General features: G+C 33.6%; 12 protein-coding genes. 1 reads left to right on the top strand and 11 read right to left on the bottom strand.

Going from position 1 to position 20,636, the window contains the following annotated elements; translation table 11 throughout:
• Positions 1 to 63: 63 nt before the first annotated feature.
• Both BM153_RS07930 and pyk read right to left on the bottom strand, forming a co-directional pair.
• Positions 64 to 552, bottom strand: a complete 489-nt coding sequence (locus BM153_RS07930; protein ID WP_092872495.1) for a phosphatase PAP2 family protein — start codon at positions 550 to 552, stop codon at positions 64 to 66.
• 88 nt (positions 553 to 640) lie between these two features.
• Positions 641 to 2,395 (bottom strand): pyruvate kinase, encoded by a 1,755-nt coding sequence (gene pyk / locus BM153_RS07925; RefSeq protein WP_092872493.1) that lies wholly within the window; start codon positions 2,393 to 2,395, stop codon positions 641 to 643.
• A 239-nt stretch (positions 2,396 to 2,634) separates the two neighbouring features.
• Here pyk and arcC point away from each other — a divergent pair, with 239 nt between their 5' ends.
• The gene (gene arcC, locus BM153_RS07920) at positions 2,635 to 3,585 is read left to right on the top strand and encodes a carbamate kinase (RefSeq protein WP_092872491.1); all 951 of its coding nucleotides are present in this window, start codon (positions 2,635 to 2,637) and stop codon (positions 3,583 to 3,585) included.
• A 61-nt stretch (positions 3,586 to 3,646) separates the two neighbouring features.
• On the opposite strand, the gene BM153_RS07915 is transcribed toward arcC, so the two are convergent.
• From BM153_RS07915 to BM153_RS07875, 9 genes are all read right to left on the bottom strand, one after another.
• Complete coding sequence (locus BM153_RS07915; protein ID WP_092872488.1) at positions 3,647 to 9,865, bottom strand: Ig-like domain-containing protein; 6,219 nt, start codon at positions 9,863 to 9,865, stop codon at positions 3,647 to 3,649.
• Positions 9,866 to 10,391: 526 nt separating this feature from the next.
• Positions 10,392 to 10,853 (bottom strand): signal peptidase II, encoded by a 462-nt coding sequence (gene lspA / locus BM153_RS07910; protein WP_177205615.1) that lies wholly within the window; start codon positions 10,851 to 10,853, stop codon positions 10,392 to 10,394.
• Positions 10,850 to 12,253, bottom strand: a complete 1,404-nt coding sequence (clpX, locus tag BM153_RS07905; RefSeq protein ID WP_092872485.1) for an ATP-dependent Clp protease ATP-binding subunit ClpX — start codon at positions 12,251 to 12,253, stop codon at positions 10,850 to 10,852. The genes lspA and clpX overlap by 4 nt, the downstream gene beginning before the upstream one ends.
• A gap of 161 nt (positions 12,254 to 12,414) precedes the next feature.
• Complete coding sequence (locus BM153_RS07900; protein ID WP_092872483.1) at positions 12,415 to 14,142, bottom strand: S1C family serine protease; 1,728 nt, start codon at positions 14,140 to 14,142, stop codon at positions 12,415 to 12,417.
• 133 nt (positions 14,143 to 14,275) lie between these two features.
• Positions 14,276 to 15,196 (bottom strand): glycosyltransferase family 2 protein, encoded by a 921-nt coding sequence (locus tag BM153_RS07895; protein WP_092872481.1) that lies wholly within the window; start codon positions 15,194 to 15,196, stop codon positions 14,276 to 14,278.
• 12 nt (positions 15,197 to 15,208) lie between these two features.
• The gene (locus tag BM153_RS07890; protein ID WP_092872479.1) at positions 15,209 to 16,432 is read right to left on the bottom strand and encodes an LCP family protein; all 1,224 of its coding nucleotides are present in this window, start codon (positions 16,430 to 16,432) and stop codon (positions 15,209 to 15,211) included.
• A 67-nt stretch (positions 16,433 to 16,499) separates the two neighbouring features.
• Positions 16,500 to 17,912: an undecaprenyl-phosphate glucose phosphotransferase gene (locus tag BM153_RS07885; RefSeq protein ID WP_092872477.1), complete on the bottom strand. Its 1,413-nt coding sequence runs from the start codon at positions 17,910 to 17,912 to the stop codon at positions 16,500 to 16,502.
• 106 nt (positions 17,913 to 18,018) lie between these two features.
• The gene (locus tag BM153_RS07880; RefSeq protein WP_092872475.1) at positions 18,019 to 18,981 is read right to left on the bottom strand and encodes a glycosyltransferase family 2 protein; all 963 of its coding nucleotides are present in this window, start codon (positions 18,979 to 18,981) and stop codon (positions 18,019 to 18,021) included.
• Positions 18,978 to 20,636 (bottom strand): glycosyltransferase family 2 protein, encoded by a 1,659-nt coding sequence (locus BM153_RS07875; protein WP_092872473.1) that lies wholly within the window; start codon positions 20,634 to 20,636, stop codon positions 18,978 to 18,980. Before BM153_RS07875 ends, BM153_RS07880 begins: the two co-directional genes overlap by 4 nt.

Here is a 20,636-nt window from a genome sequence, read left to right as displayed (position 1 = left end):
TTGTGATTACATTTTAAATTAAAAAGGACCTCCGATTAATTTCGAAGATCCTTGTTTTTTGCCTTAAATTAAAAATATAAGACTTCCAAATACAATTCCACTTAAGGCTCCTGCCAGTACATCTTTTGTAAAATGAACCCCTCCAATAACTCTTACATAGGCTAATAATATACCGTCTATTATTAACAATATTCCCACAATTAAACAATAATCCAAAAAGACCGTAGCTATAACAAATACTGAAAATACATGTCTGCTGGGAAAGGAATGTCCTTTTGTATTTTTATCAATTATTGGTTTTATGCCTAAGAGCTCATAAGGTCTTGGAGCATTTATTTTTTTTCTGATTATTGTAATTATTAAAAATGATATGCCGGGAATCACTATAAATTTTATCAGCATAAATCTGTTATAAATGGCAAGATACAATATAGCTGAAAGATAAGCACCATAAACTATTGCCGTAAGTATTTTGTTTATTACTATTATGGCCTTTTTTAAACCCGGTTTGTTTATTATGTAATTGTATTTTTTTAAATATTCTTCGTTCATTATTTTTCACCTACTTTAAAAGAACCTGTTTATCATATCAACAACAGGTTCTTTTGTACATAGGTAATTTGACTAAATTATTTAAAAATTATTCGTTTATTACTATTCCTTTTTGGGCATCTACTTCAACCACTGAACCTGTTTTAAGGATTTTTGTGGCATTTGTGGCTCCTATTATTACAGGAATATCCAGGGTAAGTCCCACTGTAGCCGCATGGGAGGTTGAACTTTTATCCTCCGTAATTATTGCTGAGGCTTCTTTTATCTGTTTAATTATTGAGTTATTTGTTACAGGAACTACCAATACATCACCTTTTTGGAATTTGTCAGGAACATCTTTGATATTTGAACAAACGCAAAGTCTTCCCCTTCCCTTTAATTCAGATACTCCAATACCCTTTATCAGAACATGCCCTGCCACATGAACTTTTACCAGGTTGGTGGTTCCTGATACCCCCAGAGGTATGCCTGCAGTTATTACCACAAGTTCTCCAACATCTATTAATCCCAATTCTTCACACAAATCCACTGATTGATCAAACATGTGGTCTGTATTTCTTTCATCTTCTACTTTTATAAGTAATGGAGTAACTCCCCAGCAAATATTCAGCTTTCTCCAGGCTTCTTCACTGGTGGTACAACCTATTATCGGACAACTAGGTCTGTATTTTGAAATCATTCTTGCAGTAAATCCTGATTTTGTAACTGTTATTATGGCTGCTACTCCTAGGTCGTGAGCCGTCATACAGGAAGCATGGGAAATAGCCCCTGTAATATCACTTAAAGTTTCCGGCTTTCTTTGTCTGAAGCGTTGCTCATAATTTATGTCTTGTTCTGTTCTTTTTGCAATTCTTACCATGGTTTTTAAGGCCTGAACAGGATAACTTCCGGAGGCTGTTTCACCGGAGAGCATTATAGCACTTGTTCCGTCATAAATAGCATTGGCAACATCCGTAGCTTCTGCTCTTGTAGGACGAGGATTTTTCATCATGGAATCAAGCATCTGGGTTGCTGTTATTACTATTTTGCCCTGAGTATAGGTCTTTTTTATCATTACCTTTTGAAGTGCCGGAACATCTTCTAAAGGTATTTCAACACCCATATCCCCACGGGCTACCATTATTCCGTCTGCTGCCTGGATAATTTCATCTATATTATCAACGCCCTGCTGATTTTCGATTTTTGCGATAATTGCAATATCTTTGCGACCGTGTTCTTTTAATATACTTCTTATATCGTAAATATCAGCCGCTGTTCTGGTGAAGGAGGCTGCTATAAAATCAAAGCCGGTTTCGATACCGAAAACTATATCATCATGATCTTTCTGGCTGATATAAGGCATATTTAATTCTACATTTGGTACATTTACACCTTTTCTATCTGAGACAGGACCACCGTTTACTACTACGCATTGTATATCATCATCGTCTATTGAGGTAATCTTTAATTCTATAAGACCATCATCCAATAATATTGTTCCACCTACTTCTACATCTTTTGGCAGATCCTTATAGGAAACAGTTACTATATCTTTTGTTCCCTCGACTTCCCTGGTGGTTAATGTGAAATTTTGTCCTTCGTCTAACTGAATTTTTCCTTCCGCAAAGGTTCCTATTCTTATTTCAGGGCCTTTTGTATCCAGTAATGCCGCTACAGGCTTTCCACATTTTTTTCTGATAGAGTCAAGTCTGTCATAAACCTCTTTCATATATTCATGGGTTCCATGGGAAAAATTGAATCTGGCAACATCCATTCCGGATTCAACCAGTTGAGTCATTACTTCTTCGCTTGCCGATGCTGGTCCCAGTGTACATATTACCTTGGTTTTTCTTATACTCCTCATGTACCTATTACCTCCTGTAAATTATATAAATTAACTGAATGTTTTGTTTTCCGAATTATATTTCGGATGTTTACTAAAATTTTTTTATTGTTATGGAAATTTTCCTATGATATGATTATAGAATCAATAAAAATATCTTTAGCTTTTACGATAATTAATTTGTCTAAAAAAGATTTAATTTTCATAATTTTTATTTTAAAAAGCAAATTGCTTTAATAACTTAATCAAGAGGTTTTTATATGGAGAGAAAAAAAATTGTTATTGCTTTAGGACATGATGCCCTGGGAACTACCCTGCCTGAACAGCAAGAGGCAGCAAAAAAAACTGCTGCTACCATTGTTGACCTGGTGGAGGAGGGGTATGCTATTGCCATTACCCACAGTAACGGGCCACAGGTTGGTATGATTCACACTGCCATGTCTGAGTTTTATCGATTATATCCTGATTATACCCCTACACCAATGGCTATCTGTTCTGCCATGAGTCAGGGATACATTGGATATGACCTTGAAAATGCCATTAGAAGTGAACTTTTAGGAAGGGGCATTATGAAAAATGTTTCCACTTTGCTTACTCAGGTGGTGGTAGACACCTACGATGATGCCTTTTTTTCACCAATTAAGCTCATAGGAAGAAATATGACTGAGGAAGAAGCTTTGGTGGAAGAGAAAAAAGGAAATTATGTTTCTAAGCAGGAGGATGGAAGCTTTAGAAGAATTGTGGCAGCCCCAAAGCCTGTTGATATTGTGGAAAAGGATGCCATTAAGGCCTTACTTGATGCAGACCAGATTGTTATCTGCTGCGGCGGAGGCGGTATTCCGGTTCTTAAACAGGGACATACCTATAAGGGAGCCAGTGCGGTTATTGAAAAGGATGCCGCTGCTGCCAAACTTGCCCATGTTATAGATGCCGATGTTCTTCTTATCCTTACCAAAGCTGATAAGGTTTATAAGAATTTTGGAAAAGATAACCAGACTGCCATTGATTTTATCACCACAGATAAAACAAAAGAACTGATTGAAAACCACGAATTTGATAAAGCTACCATTTTACCAAAACTTGAGGCAGCCATTGATTTTATCGGAGATAATGACACAAAAGCAACTATTATCACCACCCAGTCCAAGGCTAAAGAAGCCCTTAAGAAAAAGGACGGAACCTGGATTACAAAAAAAGAATTGAATATTTAATTTTAAGATGCAAAAAGGTCTGTCGCCCTTGATTTTTCAAGGTGACAGACCTGATTTTATTTTATTTCTTTTTTGATTTTTTTACAGTTACTTTTAAAACCTTTGAAAAGCCGCTATCATAATTAATTCCATTATAGGTATAATGGGCTTTTATTTTGTAATAATAGGTTTTATTCCACTTTGTTGTCTTATCTGTGTAACTAAGGCTTTTGGCAGTAAGATCTTTAACTTTGACAAATTTTTTATTGTCAGTTGAGCGGTAAATAGTGTAACTTTTTGCATCTTTTGCCTTTTTCCACTTAAGCAGTACTTTTCCCTTTGAATTAACTGATGATTTAATTTTTGAAAGGGAGCCAATGCTTGTTGTGGCTGTAGCTGTTGGAAGATAATTTCCATAGTAATTATCCCTTATTGGGCATATTGTATAGGTATAAGTGGTATTTGGTATAAGACCTGAATCAACATATTTGGTGGTATTACCTGTATTTGAGCTTATTACATAATATCCAGTGTCCTCATAGTCTTTTCCAATCTTTCTTTTTATACAATATCCTGTAGCTCCGGCAACCTTTGTCCAGCTTAGGCTTATGGAAGTTGCTGAAGTCCTTTTTGCCTTTATTTTATCTACTGTTTTTAAACTTGAATAACAATACACCTGTTTTTCATCTGAATAAACAGTCTTTTTCTTAACAGTCTTATAAGAACGGAATTTGTAATATCCGGAATTTCTAAAATTGAGTTTTTTATCCAGATATGAGGATTTTTTCGTCCTTGTAAGAACCTTATATGGTCCACCCCAGGTGGAGCTAAAGGAAATTTCTGTTCCGGTGGCATCTGCATTTTTATTAAATTTTATAAGTGTTCCTTTTCCGTTATAGCAGGTGCTTATATCATAAGGATAGCTAAATCCCGTAGTAGCCTGATAATAGCTATAGGAAAAATCACTGATGTAATCTTTTTTCTTTATGGTTTTATAAGCTTTTACCTTGTAATAATAAGAGGTATCTTTTTTCAGTCCTTTTCTTAAATAATAAGGATTTTTAGTTTTGGCAATTTTTTTATAAGTTCCATCATAGCTTTTTGCCTCATAAATTATGTAACCTGTGATATCCTTTAAAGGATTGATTCTTATGTAAAGCTGTTTGCTTCCTGCCACCTCTATTGTATTTATATACGGTGCAGTAACAATAAGTTTACTATTCATAACTTTACCAAAGTTACCATAGATTTTTTTATTATTTAGATTTACATATGCTCTTACTTTGTAATAATACGTTTTTCCCAGACTTACAGCTGTATCTGCATAATAAGTACTGTTTCCGTCAAATATTTTCTTGTATTTTCCTTTTTTAGAGGTTGCACGGTATAACTCATATCCATTAACACTGTTTACTGAATACCAGCTAACACTTAACTTATGCATATCATATTGACTTATATTTAAGTACTGGGATACTCCAACAACACATTTTGCTGATATTATTGAAGAAAAATTAGTATAAAGGTATGTACCATAACTTGATTCATAACCTCTGATTTTGTAAAAATATTTATTTCCCAGTTTTACATCTGAGTCAGTATAGTTTTTTGCTGACACACGGCTTAAAAGTTCATATTTTCCGTTCTTTGAAGTAGCACGGTATATTTCATAATTTGATATAGACTTTAATGCACTCCAGTTTAAATTTATCTGATTTGTCAGACATTCTGACTTTAAGCCTTTTGGCGCAGTTTTGTTTATTGATTTTGAATTTATTACAATTTCATCATAAGTTGCATCATCCACGCTTGCCTTTATTGTGGCCTGTCCGCTTCCTTTAAAGGTTATTTTTCCGGTTTGATTTACCGAAACCACCTTTTCATTTGAGCTTTCCCAATTTAGTTTTACATCAGCATTTGCCGGTGTAACCCCATATTTTAACTGAACACTCTTTTCCTTATACTGACTGTAATCATAGCTTAAGGCAGGAGCATCATTTTCTATGGAAATGGAAGTTACCTCTTTTGCCATTGTCTGAACTAAAAGGTCATAGGTATTATCACCCTGAGCAATTTCGTTTTCAGTAGTAACTTTTATTACATATAACTTTTGCTGTCCCGGTGTTACTTCCATGCTGCTTCTGTCTATACTAAAGGATATCAGATTTGAATTTTCCTTTGTAACTGACTCAAGATTCTTTTGATAGAATAATTTTCCATCAATTGAGTCTTCATAAACAGATAAGGTAGCATTTGCCGGTATCTGAGTTAAATTGTTGATTGTTGCATAAACATCTATTTCATTGTTTATATAACATTCTTCCACATCTAATGACAGGTCAGGATAGCCTAAAGTTATTTCTTTTACATTATTTGAACTGTCCATGTCTTCTTCATTAACCAGCTCAAATCTGTAATTTGTCAGTTCTTCATCCTGAGATCTTTCAAAATTAAATTCAATTTCTTTTGTTTCTCCTACTGCAAGAGTATCAGAAATCTCAACCTCTTTTTCATCATAGGTTCTTTGGTTTTTAATTTTAATTAAAAATCCCTTTGAAGGTATAGCACCCTGGTTTGTAACTATTAATGATGCTTTTTGAGCATTATTTTCTAAATCATTATCGCTGGCACTAACACCCTCTAAAACAAGGTCATTTCCTTCAAAAGCTGTCTGATATCTAAGCTGAAGATTATCAGTTGAAGCTTTTTCATAGGCAGTATAAAGGAAAAATTTGCCGTCTGTAGTGTCAAAGTTTTCAAGATTTCCTGAAATATTTGTACATTTTGAAACTGTGCCTTGTCCAAGCTTATATTTATAAATACTTGTGGAGTCTATTACAGTATCATCATACTCATCCTGATTTTGAGATGCATTTGCCTGTGTGAACAATACATATTTTTCATTATTGTCTTTTATTACTTTAAATGTACTGCTTCCTACACCTACACTTTCTGTTGCTTTTGTTTTTAAGTCATAGGAATAAATTGTCCCAGCTGCGCTGTAATAAGCCTTATCATCAACAATCTGCGGATTTAGGTATTTAATATATTCTGCACTATCTAATTCTTCATTGTTATTCTGGCTTTTGGCATCTGTAAGGGCTGTTACTTTTTTATCTGAAACCTGATAAAGATTTATATCATCTGTAGTAGACAGGTTTCCGTCAGAATCTGCGCTAAATATGATTTTTAAGTTTCCGTTTACATATTTTGCATCTGAAGTAAGTACATAGGTATCCACCAAAGCATATTCAGTTTCTTTTGAAAAAGCATTACCATTTAAACTGGAATATACAAATTTTGAACTACCGGCAGGATTTAATACATCTCCATTTGAATTTTCTAACCAGAGAACTGTCAATGTATTTCCATTTGACAATATTTCCGGAATACCGTCATAGGCTTCGTTATTTGTAACATATTTCTGGTCTATAAATTTACTTGAATTATTATCAAATTTTGCAAAGGCTATTTCTATATTTTTTGCCATATTTTTGATTTCTTCTTCAGTGGTTTCAGAAATCTTTTCTTGTTGGGAAATATCACTTTCTTCCTTGTCTGAAATATCTTTATCCCTTTGCCATACAAGATATATTTCATTATTAATTAACTTAAGTTGTCCATTGTAGTCTGAAATTCCCTCTTTTTCCCAGACTTCCTCTGGATTTGACCAGGAAGTTCCGTCAAATATGGAATACATCATGGAAACCTTATTATATGAGGCTGACTGGAATACCATGATTTTTTTGTCTGTTCCAGGTATATCAAGAAGTTCTGCCTTACTGGAATTTAAAACATAATTTTCTAATACTTCTTCTGATATTTCGCCCCCTTCTTTTGCGTTTATGGCATTATTCCACTCAGTTTTAGCATTGGAATATTTTGAAAGGTCTTCTTTGGTATATTCATTATAATCATTTGGATTTATTCCAAGAGCCTGATACACTGACTCATCTGTCACATCATCCAAAAGATCGGCTTTTCCAACTTCTCCGTAACTTTTATCGCAAATTGTCCAATTACCCTTTGCAATTTCTTTCTTTGCGCTAAATACGAATAGCAATGAAGCTTTTAAGGACATACTTCCGGTAGCCGTTACTTTTATGTGTTTATTGGCTGGGTCCCATTCTATAGGCAAGGATACTTTTCCTTCTGCACCTACTGAAAGTGCACCATTTATTCCTGCTCCTCCTCCTACTGTTCCTGAAGGAGTAAAGGTTATTGGAGTATTTAGCTGTATTTCTTTTGAGTCTGTAAGAATTCTTTGAATCTGGGCAGCCAGTTCTAACTGGAAACCTACTCCTACCTCAAAATATACAGGTACAGGGCCAACTATAAACTGCTGATTGTAGGAATAATTAAATCCTACGCCACCAAGAATTTTTCCTGATGTGAGTTTAAAGCTTCCTCCTTCATAGATACCCTCCATGTATCCTGCAACTTTAAATTTAGGAGAACCCCAGCCTTTTTTTAGGGTAAAGGCTCCGGATTTTGCCCCCATTTGCTTACAAAGAGATTCTAATTTTTCAAGTCTTTGGGCCGTTTTTGCCAAATCATCTATTTTCTTCTCATAGTCTTTCCAGGCAGCTTCCCCAAATTTCATATCTGAATCAAATCCAACAGCTACTTTTACTTTATTATCTGTAATGGTAATGGTAACTGGAAGACCTCCGATTCCTAAGCTCATGGTAGTTCCCCCAAGAACCGGAATTTTAGAGGAAATTGTAAAACTTGCTCCCATACCAAAGCCGTATTCATCACTTTTAGACTGTTCTAAAAACTTAAACTCCGTAGCGGCTTTCATAAAAATTCCGGTTTTATAGCTTTGGGACTGACTGTCGTCTGTACATACCACCTTTAAAAATATAGGAGATTCTGCTGAAAATGTTTCTCCAGGTTTTATTTTTCCCTTTGTGGAAGTTAATTCCAGAATTTTATTTGTAGCCTGATACAATACAAATTTCTTTAATTTTTTACTGCCTAAATTTATTGATGAAAAATCGTAGGAATATTCTGATTTTGTATCTTTCTCATCAAAGTAAACACGGGTAGTTAAAATATTATAATCTTTATTATCTTTTGTGATAATGGCCTTATCTATGGTTATAGTGTCTACATTCTTTTTTCCACTTATATATAATGGAGTAATTTTTCCTTTTTTAAGATTAATAGTTACATTTTTTGATGGAAATCCTTTAACATCAACTTTTGCTGAATAATTACCATCGTCTTTTGAAAACAATGCTACACCAATTTTGTCTGTAACTGCCTTTGTTCCGTCTGATAGGGTGATTGTGGCATTAGAATATCCTTTTTTAGTTGTATAATCTCCCAGGAAAACTCCCGCTTTATTTGAAGGAATTTCATAATCCAGAAGGGATTTTGAAGGTACTTTCCCACCTGTAGCAAGTTTCATACAATATAAGAAAAGGTCATCATATACTTTTTTAGCAAAAAGTCCGTAGCCGTTTCTTTCTCCCCTGTCATAGTTATGCTCCCAGGTAAGACCTGATGCTATAACTGTTCCTGAACCGATTTTGTATTCAATAAGGGTTGGTTTATTATTTGAATTGTTTAAGATTATTTTCGTACCTTCAGGCAAAGATGATTTATTAAAATATATGTGTGAACAATAATTATTGTACAGGTCTTTGTCTGTTATTCCGTTATAATCTGATAAGGCAGCTGTAACTATAGGATGAGTTTTGTCAGCTACTTTATTACGATAGTCGTTTTCATTTGCCTTTGTTACTCCTCCCGGCAAATCTTCTACAAGCTTTCCATTGGCCCATCCGGCATCACAGGCTCCAAAGCATACTACTCCACCTTTTTTAATATAGGTTTCCAACTTTGCTCTTACCTTTGTATAGGCTGTATAGGTTGAATAGCTTTGATCGTTTGAAAATACTACTATTGAATAAGAGCTTAAATCTTTTTTTGCTGCCTGGGCAGGTGTAAGAAGCTGGTATTTTACAACTGATGAAAGTACAGTTTTGTTTGCAGTAGAGTTCCATGGAGTGTTTTCCTGAATTAAAAGAGCTTTTTTATCAGGATAAAGACTTGCTCCACCATTTAAAACTTCGTCATCTGCTTCTACATCAGGTTCTATATCATAGCCCTGATAAACCGAGGATTCCGGATCGTTAATTAAAGGATCCTCTTCATTTAGATTATTTGTGCTTTCTTCTTTAGGGTTTTCTAAAGATTTTTCTTTTGAATCTGCTGCTAATGCCTGACCCGGAAAAAGGGTGAACAAAAGTACAATAGCCAGATTTAGACATAGCCATCTCTTTAATCTCATTTTAACTCCTTTCGTTTTCAAACGAAATTCACGAAATAATACAATTCAGGAAGTTAAAATGAAAATTTATATAATTTGGGTATTTTTTAATTTTTCTTTTAATTATCCGGTTAGAATTAATAATATTTAGCTATTTCGTCTGATGTTAGTTTTTTTTTATCTTTTTTTCCACATACGCTTTTTATGCGCACTTTTTATCATTCTACCAAAAATATTTACTGTTAACAATACGAGAAATCCATGTACTTTCATTAAAAATATTTATTTAACAGGTTGTTTTAAACCAGGTATAAATAAAGAAATTCCTAATTTGCTATGTTTTTGTAAAGCGGACATTCGGAATCCGCTTCGCTACTTCCTCATGAACGCAGTGGCACTTTGTGCCACCTGTCAGAAGGGGCTTTAACCCCTTCTGACACTAGTAAGCTTATACCCCCGCTTAAAGCTTACGCTTTTGAAGCGGGGGATTGCTTACACTGCGTTCAAGAAAAAAAGACTATCACCTAAGCAATAGTCTTTTTCACTTTTATTTATGATGATTAAAACAATTAAGCAAATCTCTTATAATATAAATTATGGCTCCAAAGATAATACATAAATCGGATATATTAAATATTAATCTTTTCAATATACCTTTTTTCACATTGAAATTCAGGTAATCTACTACATGTCCTTTTTTTATCCTGTCTAAAAGATTACTAATAGCCCCTCCGATTATTAAGGAAAAAGCCAGGGATTTAAGCCGGTCATTTCTTTCTTTAAAAAGCCTGAAAGCACAAACTAATGTAGTAACAAAGGAGATTTTGGCTACCAGTTTTGGATTTTTATTTAATAAATTCGCCGCTGCCCCCTTGTTGTAATACTTTGTTATTATGATTTTTCCATTAAGAGCCTGTTTTTTTTTATCTAAATTTATATGCCTGTCCACATATTCCTTTAAAATATAATCTGCTATTACAATTCCAAATATTATGCCTATTATTATCAATTGACAGCTCCTCTGTTTATTATTACCGGACCTCCGGTATTTTCCACATATTCCCTGGTAATTATTACTTTACCAATATTGTCATCCTTTGGGATTTCAAACATTATATCCAGCATAAATTCTTCTATTATGGCACGAAGGGCTCTGGCTCCCATTTTCTTTTCAAGGGCCTTTTTAGAGATTGCCTTTAAGGCATCCTCTTCAAATTCAAGTCCTACCTCGTCCATTTCAAGAAGTTTTTTGTATTGTTTGATAATTGCATTTTTTGGCTCTTTTAATATCTGAACCATCATTTCTTCTGTAAGGGCATCTAAAGTATATATTACAGGAAGTCGGCCTAAAAACTCCGGAATCATTCCAAAATTTCTCAGGTCTTTTACGGTTACCTGTCTTAAAAGGTTTTCTTCGTTATCATATTTGTCTTTTAAATCTGCCTGAAATCCCATGGAAGATTGCTTGTTTAAACGCTCTTTTATAATGTCTTCAAGTCCCGGGAAAGCTCCTCCACAAATAAACAGTATATCTTTTGTGTTTACTGTTGTAAGAGGTGCCATGGCATTTTTAGAGCTGGCTCCTACAGGAACTTCTATTTCACTTCCTTCTAAAAGTTTTAACATACCCTGCTGAACGGACTCACCACTGACATCTCTTTGATTTGTATTTTTTTTCTTAGCAATTTTATCAATTTCATCAATAAAGATAATTCCCTGTTCTGCCTTTTCCACATCATTATCAGCTGCCGCTAAAAGCTTGGAAACAACGCTTTCTATATCATCTCCTATATAGCCGGCCTCAGTAAGAGAGGTAGCATCTGTGATGGCAAGGGGCACATCTAAAAGTTTTGCCAGGGTCTTTACAAGATAAGTCTTTCCACTTCCTGTAGGTCCTATCATAAGCATATTTGATTTTTCTATATCTACATCTATGTTTTTTTCGCCATTGGCTACTCGCTTATAGTGGTTGTAAACCGCTACAGAAATAACTTTTTTGGCATGTTCCTGACCTATAACATATTCATCAAGGCTTTCCTTTATTTTATGAGGCTTTGGAACCTGTTTTATATCAAATCTCGGCTTGATTTTTTCATTTTCTTTTTTCTTTTTTATTTTTTGACGCTTTGAAACCGGATTTATCAGGTCGTTTATACCGAAAAATCCCATATTAGGCATATCCTTTAATAAAGCATCATAATTTAAACTTCCGGAATTCATGCTGTCAAAAGTTTTTTGCATACAATCCTGGCAAATACATATATTATTAGGAATGTGAACCATCTTACCGGCTTTACTCTCCGGTCGTCTACATATATAGCATATTTCTTCGTATTCATCTTCCTTTTTATCTTCTTGTTTATCTTCATCTAAAATGAAATCTTCCTCTAAATCTTTATTACCCGACATTATTTACCTCTTTCTACTTTCACAATAAATCTTATATAAATATAATCATATTTTTGCATATAAGAATACTTTTTACAAGTTAAATCTCCAAAAGGGAATTAACAATGCATTAGCACTACTAATTCCCTTAAAAATCATTTATGAATAATTTTTCTTATATATTATTGTTTTTCACTGGACTCTGAATATTTACCAAGAGTAACTTTTACAGTCTTTTGCTGATAATATCCATTTTTTGAAACCAATACATCAAGTTTTACTTCATCACCGGATTTGCATTTTGCAATTACCTCTTTTAATTCGGACATGGTAGTTATTTCTTTTCCATCAATTCCAACTATGATATCTCCTTTTGAAATACCTGCCTTATCTGCTGCCTGTCCTTCTACAACATTGGCAACATATATTCCTTCCGGCATGCTATATTGACTTGCCATGCTTTCATTTATATCTATTCCGGAAATACCAAGATATGCCTGTCCTTCTTTTAAACTGTTATCTGATGTTGTATTTTTTCCTTCATTTTTAATTATTTCATCAATTATAGGTTTTGCAGTATCCATTGGAATTGCATATCCCATGCCTTCTACCTGTGTTGAAGAATACTTGGCTGAATTAATACCGATTAATTTTCCATCTTCATCAAGTAAAGCTCCACCGCTATTTCCAGGATTTATGGCTGCGTCTGTCTGAATAAGCTTATTGGTAATGTTTTCTACAGTTACTTCTCTATCTAGGGCACTTATTATACCTGTAGTAACTGACTGCCCATAACCTAAGGCATTTCCAATGGCAATGGCTTTTTCACCTACTTTTAAGTCTGAAGAACTTCCAATGGTTGCCACTGAAATTTTCTTTAATGTGGATGAGGATAAATCACTCTTTTTTACGGAAACCACTGCAAGGTCATTATCTGAATCGGTTCCCACTACTGTTACTTCTGCGTTGGTATCATCTACAAAGGTAGCTGAAATTGAAGTTGCCCCTGATACTACATGGTTGTTGGTTACTATATAATATTTTTCATCAGTTTCTTTAATAATTACTCCGGAACCAACTGAAAGTGCCTCATCTGAACCTCCAAAGAAGTTGTTAGCTGACTGCTCGGTGCAGGAAATAGCCACTACTGAAGGCATAACCTTGTCTACTATTGCTGAAACATCTGAAAAAGATGTATTTTGTGTAACAACGCTTTCATCTGAGGTTATAACAGCACTTGTAGATGTGGCATCATCATTTGTTGAACCTGTTGAAGAAGACTGCTCATTAGAAGTAGTACTTTTGGCAAGATACCTTGCGCCTTCAAAACTTCCTGCAAAAACAAGTGCGAATATTGCTACATATGCACCTATTTTTAAAACTATCTTTCCTCCTTTTCCAAGCTTAAATGGTTTCTTTGGCGGTTTTGGAGAAGAAGGATTTTCTTCGCCATAGTTTCTGCCATAGGTATAATAATTTGTATTGGCATTTTGTCCCTGTGTCATGTCAGGATTTTGTCCGTAATTGTAATTTTCCTGATTTGGATTTGTATTATAGCTGCCCTGGGACTGGTTATTCATATTTGTATTATAGCTACCCTGGGATTGATTATTCACATTTGTATAATATTGGTTTTGATTACTGTTAGTTCCTGCCTGGTCGTTATTTATATAAAACTGACTATATTTTTCATGATTAGGAACTGTTTCTTTTTCAATATTTACAGGATTTACATTGTTATTAGCATCATCATTAACAATGTTTTCACCGGTATTTTGAGTATTGGCATCATTTAACTGGTTTTGCGGGGAATCTTTAAGTACAAAATTTACTCTTCCTTCTTCATTAGAAAGAGTTGTTGTTACTTCTTTATTTTCCTGTCCGTTTTTTAATTCATTTTCATCATGCATTTTATTTTACCTCCATTATTTATTAGAGTGTTTGTTTCCTTGTCAATGTAGGTACATGATAACAAGCTTTTGTGTATAAACTGTGTCTGAAATGTGCCATAAAGTGAATTGTTAATGTGCAATTTTTGTCTTTTTAAGTGAAATATTTTTTATCTGTGGAACAGATTTGGCAGAGTTTTTTGGGAAGTTTTTTATATATTTTTCCTGCCTTATATCCAACATATTTCATACCGCTATGATAGATTAATGCTATTAACAGATGAGGCTTTCCTTTTTTAAGAAGATATTTCATGGTGGATAAAACCATTTTTACACCTTCCCCTTCTGACTTTAGATTAGCAAAAATCTCAGGATGATCGGCATGGGTAACTCCAATGTCAAAATTTCTGTGAAACTGTTGGATACCTGTATAATTATGAGAATGTATTACCTTTGCATCGGCATTATAATATATTGCCCCACCGGCATTTATAATTTTGTTGGCAAAAATCATATCCTCTGCAAATATTGCATTTTGTGGAAATCCACCTAATCTGTCATATATTTTTTTCCTGTAAGCAGCACAGACATTGGAACAAAATATTGTCTTTATACCATATTTTTCAAAATCATCTTTTGTTCTTACATGAGATTTATCAGGATAATTAAATGACCGGGTGTATTTTTCTATAAGGCGACAGTCTTTTCTAGGAAGCTGTCTTGCATATACTGCCCATACTCTACCGTCACTAAAAGGTTTTATCATATTTTCCACAAGATATTTATCCATGCAAATTGCATCCTGAGTCATGCAAATTACAATATCCCCCTCTGACATTTTAACGGCCATGTCCCTGGTTTTTCCATGGTCAAATTCTTCCTTTTTTATATGTTTTACATATATCTTATCTGACAGGGACTCGATTGATTTGTCCCAGTATTTTTCCTCTGTATTAATTAAAATATACCTATTAACAGCATATGACTGCCCCAAAAGAGCAGCCATAGTTTCTTTAAATTCTTTATTCGCTTTGTAAACAGGTATAATGATGTCTACTTTTAAATCATTATTCATTATTTTTTACCCTTAATTTGTACCTTCTGTACTTCCTTCGGAAGTTGTATCTTCAGTAGAAGTTGTATTTGCCGGTGTTTCTCTTTCTGTAGCTGAATTTGCAGAAGCTGTATTACTTTCTTCAGAAGCACCTACACCTTCTGTTACATTTGCATCTTCTCTGGAATATCCTGTAGCAGTAACAATTTCACCATCAATTTTTCTGACTGTTTCAGATACTGAATACTGACTGTCCGGATAAAGAAATGCATGAAGCTCTTCAACATTTTCCACTAAGCCTAAAGGAATTACACAATCTCCCGGACCACTTACTTTCTTTGTTTTCTTTTCAAACGGAAATCCTGTAGTTGCTTCAACTTTGAAATTAGTAAGGTTTGTGGCAAGGCCTAAAATTTCTGTTGCGGAAAGGCTTGTTGCTACTTGTGGAAGTACTGTATCCACAATACTGTTTAAAGTACCAAGATTTGCTGATTTAGCAGCTTCTACCATTTTTTCAAGAACAATTCTTTGTCTTTCTGTTCTCTTATAATCTGTAGAATATTTATCATTGGTATCATAACGAATTCTTGCATAGGATACTGCATGAAGTCCATCTAAATGTACAAGTCCTGTCTCCATTATTGCAGGAGTATCAAGTCCTGTAATTTGAGAGGTTTCTACTGCATATCCGTTTATATAATTTCTTTCACTTTCTGTGATTTCAACATCTATTCCTCCTAAAAGGTCAATAGTGTTTGCTACGGCTGAAAAGTCTACAGCAACAAAATCATCTACATCTAAATCAAGATTTATGTTTAACATACTGTTTGCTTCTGTAGGACCGCCATAAGAATAAGCCCAGCTGGCTTTCGCGTATTCTAATTCATCATCATCTGTTGTAGCTGTATATAAATATGTATCCCTGAATACAGATGCTACTCTAACAGCCTTTGTTTTATTGTTTATGCTGGCAATCATTATACAGTCGCTTCGATTACCTTCACCTAAGTCTCCAGCGGATCTTGAGTCTAATCCATATAGAGCAATGGTTGTATAATCCTTTGAGCTTTCATCTGTAAGGTCTTCATTTTTTTTGACTTCTTCTTTCTTGTATTCAACTGTTCCTAATTTATTATACTTGGAAACCAAAAAAACTCCCGCTAGCAAAAACAACAAAGCAACCACTTCAACAGCAATTATTATTCTGCGCCTTTTTCTTTTTAACTGCTTCCTACTTAATTTCTTTTTTTCTGACATAGTATTTCCTTTCACCACCAAATTATTTTTTATACTAAGTATTTTGTTAAAAATAAAATATCACATACTAGTAAGCATTTTTATTAACAAATCCTTTAAATATTGTTAAGAATAATATTTTGAAGTCCAAACCAAGGGTCCAATTTTCAATGTAATACAAATCATGTTCGATTCGTTTTATTATGGAGGTGTCTCCCCTAAAGCCGTTTACCTGTGCCCAACCTGTCATTCCGGGACGAACCTGATGTTTTATCATATATCTAGGTATTTCTTCCCTGAATTTTTCAACAAATAAAGGTCTTTCAGGTCTTGGCCCCACCAGACTCATTTCTCCCTTTAATACATTTATTATCTGGGGCAGTTCATCTATACTGGTTTTTCTAATGAATTTGCCTATTGGAGTAACCCGGGGGTCATTTTTCACAGTCCAGGCTTTCTTTTCTTCTTTTTCAGGCTGTACTTCCATGGATCTGAACTTATACATTTTAAAAGGTCTGTTTCTAAGTCCTACCCTTTCTTGTTTGTATATTAATGGTCCCTTGGAAGTAGTCTTTATTAAAATGGCTGTAATAAGCATCACCGGCGAAAAAACTATCAGACTGGCCAGAGCGCCTACTATATCCATAACTCTTTTTATAAATTGATTAAAGCCGATACTCAATGGTATGTGCCTGATATTTATTACAGGAAGTCCCAATAAATCTTCAGTGTATGGCTTTGTTGGAATAATCTTGTTGTAATCCGGTATAAACTTTGTATGAAGGCCGGATTTTTCACACATGGCAACTATGGATTCCAACTTATCATATTGTTTTATGCTTAATGTTATGGCTATTTCATTAAGATGTGCACTATTGCTTTTAAGAATATAGACAAGGTTGTCTATCCTTCCAAGAACTTTTATTCCTTTGTAAACAAGACCACTTTCTATATCATCATCAAGAACCCCTCTTATGATATAACCCCATTGGGGGTTTGCCTGTATTCTGTCTATGTATTCCTCTGCTGCCCTACTGTATCCTATTAGAAGTATGTATTTTATGTTTTTTCCGTCACGACGCATTTTCTTTAAAACTTCTCTGAATACATTTCTGGCGAAAGTATCCAAAAATACGTTAAAGCAGAAAAACTGTACTAACATGTATCTCGAAAAGTCAAGCTGCCTGATTCCATATAGTACTACTATAAATACTAAAATACCAACTATATTTGCCTTTAAGATATTTGCAAATTCTTGTCGTCTGCCTCTTATATTTGAATGATTATCATATAAATCAAAGGCATAATATAAAAGTAAATATCCGGGCAATATAAAAACCAACGCAAAAAAATAAGTCTGCATTGGCAGTCTACCTATCGATATATTGGCGAAACTTAATTTAAATTTTAAATAATAAGCGCAAGCGTAGGAAAATGCTATTATTATCGCATCTACAAACAAGTGAATCCTGTTAAAAACTTTCTGGCTATCCTCTACCAAAATTCCACCCTATTTAACCCTTACTAGTTTCCTATTTTTCATAAACATTTTTATAATACTATAGAAATGTTTAATTGGCAACAAAAAGCATATTTAAAATAATCAATTAACCTGCAATTCTTCTTATTATATTAACATATAATTCCAATTGAATTTTTAAGTAATTCTTTATATTTTTTGAAGAAAAAGGAAATTTTTTCTTTTTTTTACATAATCCTATGCCTTCTATGGTTCCCTTAAGACATGATTTTAAAAAGCCAAGCTTTGTATAAAAGATTAGCTTAATAAAATAACCGGTAAACAAAAGGGGCATATTTATTATGTATTGTAAAAAAGGCATGTTTTTATATGCGGTATAAATATTATTTCTAACAGAATATCTGATTTTGAAATCGTTATATTTTGAGCCGCTGCTAGCTGAGCCTACATGAAGCACTTTTGCCTTTAAGGCAAGGGTGTTTTTGTATCCTAAAATCTTTGCACGATAGCCTATATCCACATCTTCTAAATAACAAAAATGTTCTTCGTCAAAATACCCTGTTTTTTCCATCAATTCTTTATTATAAATAACTGCCCCACCACAAGAGGAAAATATCTTTTTACCGTTTTTAAGTTTCATTTCATTAATATTTTTTCCTTTTTCTCTGGCAAAAGCCCAGCCTAAAGCGTTGTAATAGTCTCCTGCATCATCAATTATTTCTTTTTCCTGATAGGAAAGCATTAAAGCCTGGGATGAAAATATTTTTTTTGAGCGTCTTATTTCATTTAATAATTCCCTTACAAATCTTTTAAAGACTATTGTATCGTTATTAAGTAATATAACATATTTTGTTTTTGAGGCTTTTATTCCTTCATTTACAGCCCTGGCAAAGCCATAATTTTCTTTTAATTTTAAAAGCTTTACTTTTGGAAACTCTTTTTCTATTATTTCTCTACTATTGTCTGTTGAACCGTTATCCACTACTATGGTGTGAAATTCTTTAAACTCCTGCTTTTCAAGAGATTTCAGACAATCAGCAATATATTTTTCTCCATTGTAATTTGGTACTACAACTGTCACCTGTGTCATACATAACCTCCAAGACGATGATCCCAGTTTTTTAAGGAAAGATTTTTATTATAATAAGGGTCTCCATCCTTAATGTAATCCATCCATCTGTCTTCCATAAATATTGTTTCATGTAAAAATCTGTTTCTGTCTTTAAAACTTATATCAAGTCCCCTGGTTTTTGATTCGTAATGAAATCCTTCTACAGAAGGCTCACAGATGTTGAAATATCCGGCTTTCACAAGTTTCAGACAAAAATCCACATCATTAAAGGCTACTGCAAGTTTTTCTTCAAAACCTTTTACTTCATTAAATTTTTTTCGAGATACCATAAGACAGGCTGCGGTAACAGCACTTACATTTGAAGTAAATATTGCCTTGTTTAAATATGTAGCTTCATCTTTTTCATAACCTTGAAAAGCATGTCCTGCCACACCGGCTTTGGTCATTATTACTCCGTCATGCTGAATGGTATTATCGGGATAATATAATCTTGCTCCCACAGCACCGCTTTTTTCCTTTTGGGCATGACCTAAAAGCCTTTCTATCCAGTCTTTTGTTATAAGTTCCACATCATTATTTAAAAAGATGAGATATTCACCTCTTGATTTTCTGACGGCATAATTATTAATAGCTGAATAATTAAAGGCTTTTTTCCATCTGATAAGTCTTATTTTTTCTCTGTCTTTAATCCTCTTATAGTAATCAAAGGTCTGCTTTTTCTCACTGTTGTTTTCCACTATAATTATTTCTATATTTTCATAAGTAGACTTTCTAATGGAGGAAAGGCATTTTTCAAGCATATCCGGATGGTCTTTGTTAGGGATTATAATTGATACCAGTGGATTACCTTCTATTTCGTATTTTATATTGTAAAACCCTTTATAATCAGAAGGCTTTACATTAACATTTTTTCCGATTCTTTTAAAATGTTCCTCTAAGGCTTTTATTTCTGCCTTTTCATCTATATACCTGATATAACTGTGATAAATCATATTAGGAAGATGTCCTACCTCTTTCATTCCTTCTTTTTCAAATATTCTTAAATTTAATTCGTAGGATTCCGGTATGTGTCCACAATCATCAATTATTTCCATTAACAAATCTGTTCTTAATACAATGGAATTTTGTATATAATTGGTGCAATTTAGCAAATCAGGACTGTATGCAATTTTAAAATAGGGATTTAAATGATGCATTTTATTGTCTTTGATTTTGTAATGGTCATTGTCGGTATAAACTGCCTTAATGGGGTTTTTCTGTAAAAAATCTGCCACTTCCATAAGAAAGTCTTTACCTAAAATATCTCCGGTTTCAACAATGAGACAATACTGACCCTTTATTTTTTTCTTTAAATCATCATCATCTGCATACAAAATATCAAAGTTTTTATATCTTTGCCTAAGAATAGAGGAAACTGTTGTATCCAACAGTTCCTCTTTATATTTATAATCATTTTTTATGAGAATATTAAAAGCTATGCTTTCAGAAACTTCTATTTTCTCTCTTTTTTTTCTATTTTTTTTGTACCACTTTTCGTAATCTAAGGGAATACTGTTTTCAAATTTATCACGAAACATCCTTACAAACTCTGTAGTGCCATAAAATCTGTAATATCTCATGGCCTTCCAGATTTTATCGTAAGAAAGATATTTAAGATATCTGGTAAATTCCAT

The sequence above is a fragment of the Acetitomaculum ruminis DSM 5522 genome (genome assembly GCF_900112085.1).
In the GTDB taxonomy this organism is placed as follows: domain Bacteria; phylum Bacillota; class Clostridia; order Lachnospirales; family Lachnospiraceae; genus Acetitomaculum; species Acetitomaculum ruminis.
The sequence above is the reverse complement of the archived record's forward strand: the minus strand, read 5'-3'. Positions and strand labels throughout refer to the sequence as shown.

Coding starts and splice junctions, on each gene's coding strand:
- BM153_RS07930 (WP_092872495.1), bottom strand. CDS start 552: ATGAACGAAGAATATTTAAAAAAATACAATTACATAATAAACAAACCG.
- pyk (WP_092872493.1), bottom strand. CDS start 2,395: ATGAGGAGTATAAGAAAAACCAAGGTAATATGTACACTGGGACCAGCA.
- arcC (WP_092872491.1), top strand. CDS start 2,635: ATGGAGAGAAAAAAAATTGTTATTGCTTTAGGACATGATGCCCTGGGA.
- BM153_RS07915 (WP_092872488.1), bottom strand. CDS start 9,865: ATGAGATTAAAGAGATGGCTATGTCTAAATCTGGCTATTGTACTTTTG.
- clpX (WP_092872485.1), bottom strand. CDS start 12,253: ATGTCGGGTAATAAAGATTTAGAGGAAGATTTCATTTTAGATGAAGAT.
- BM153_RS07900 (WP_092872483.1), bottom strand. CDS start 14,142: ATGCATGATGAAAATGAATTAAAAAACGGACAGGAAAATAAAGAAGTA.
- BM153_RS07895 (WP_092872481.1), bottom strand. CDS start 15,196: ATGAATAATGATTTAAAAGTAGACATCATTATACCTGTTTACAAAGCG.
- BM153_RS07890 (WP_092872479.1), bottom strand. CDS start 16,432: ATGTCAGAAAAAAAGAAATTAAGTAGGAAGCAGTTAAAAAGAAAAAGG.
- BM153_RS07880 (WP_092872475.1), bottom strand. CDS start 18,981: ATGACACAGGTGACAGTTGTAGTACCAAATTACAATGGAGAAAAATAT.
- BM153_RS07875 (WP_092872473.1), bottom strand. CDS start 20,636: ATGGAATTTACCAGATATCTTAAATATCTTTCTTACGATAAAATCTGG.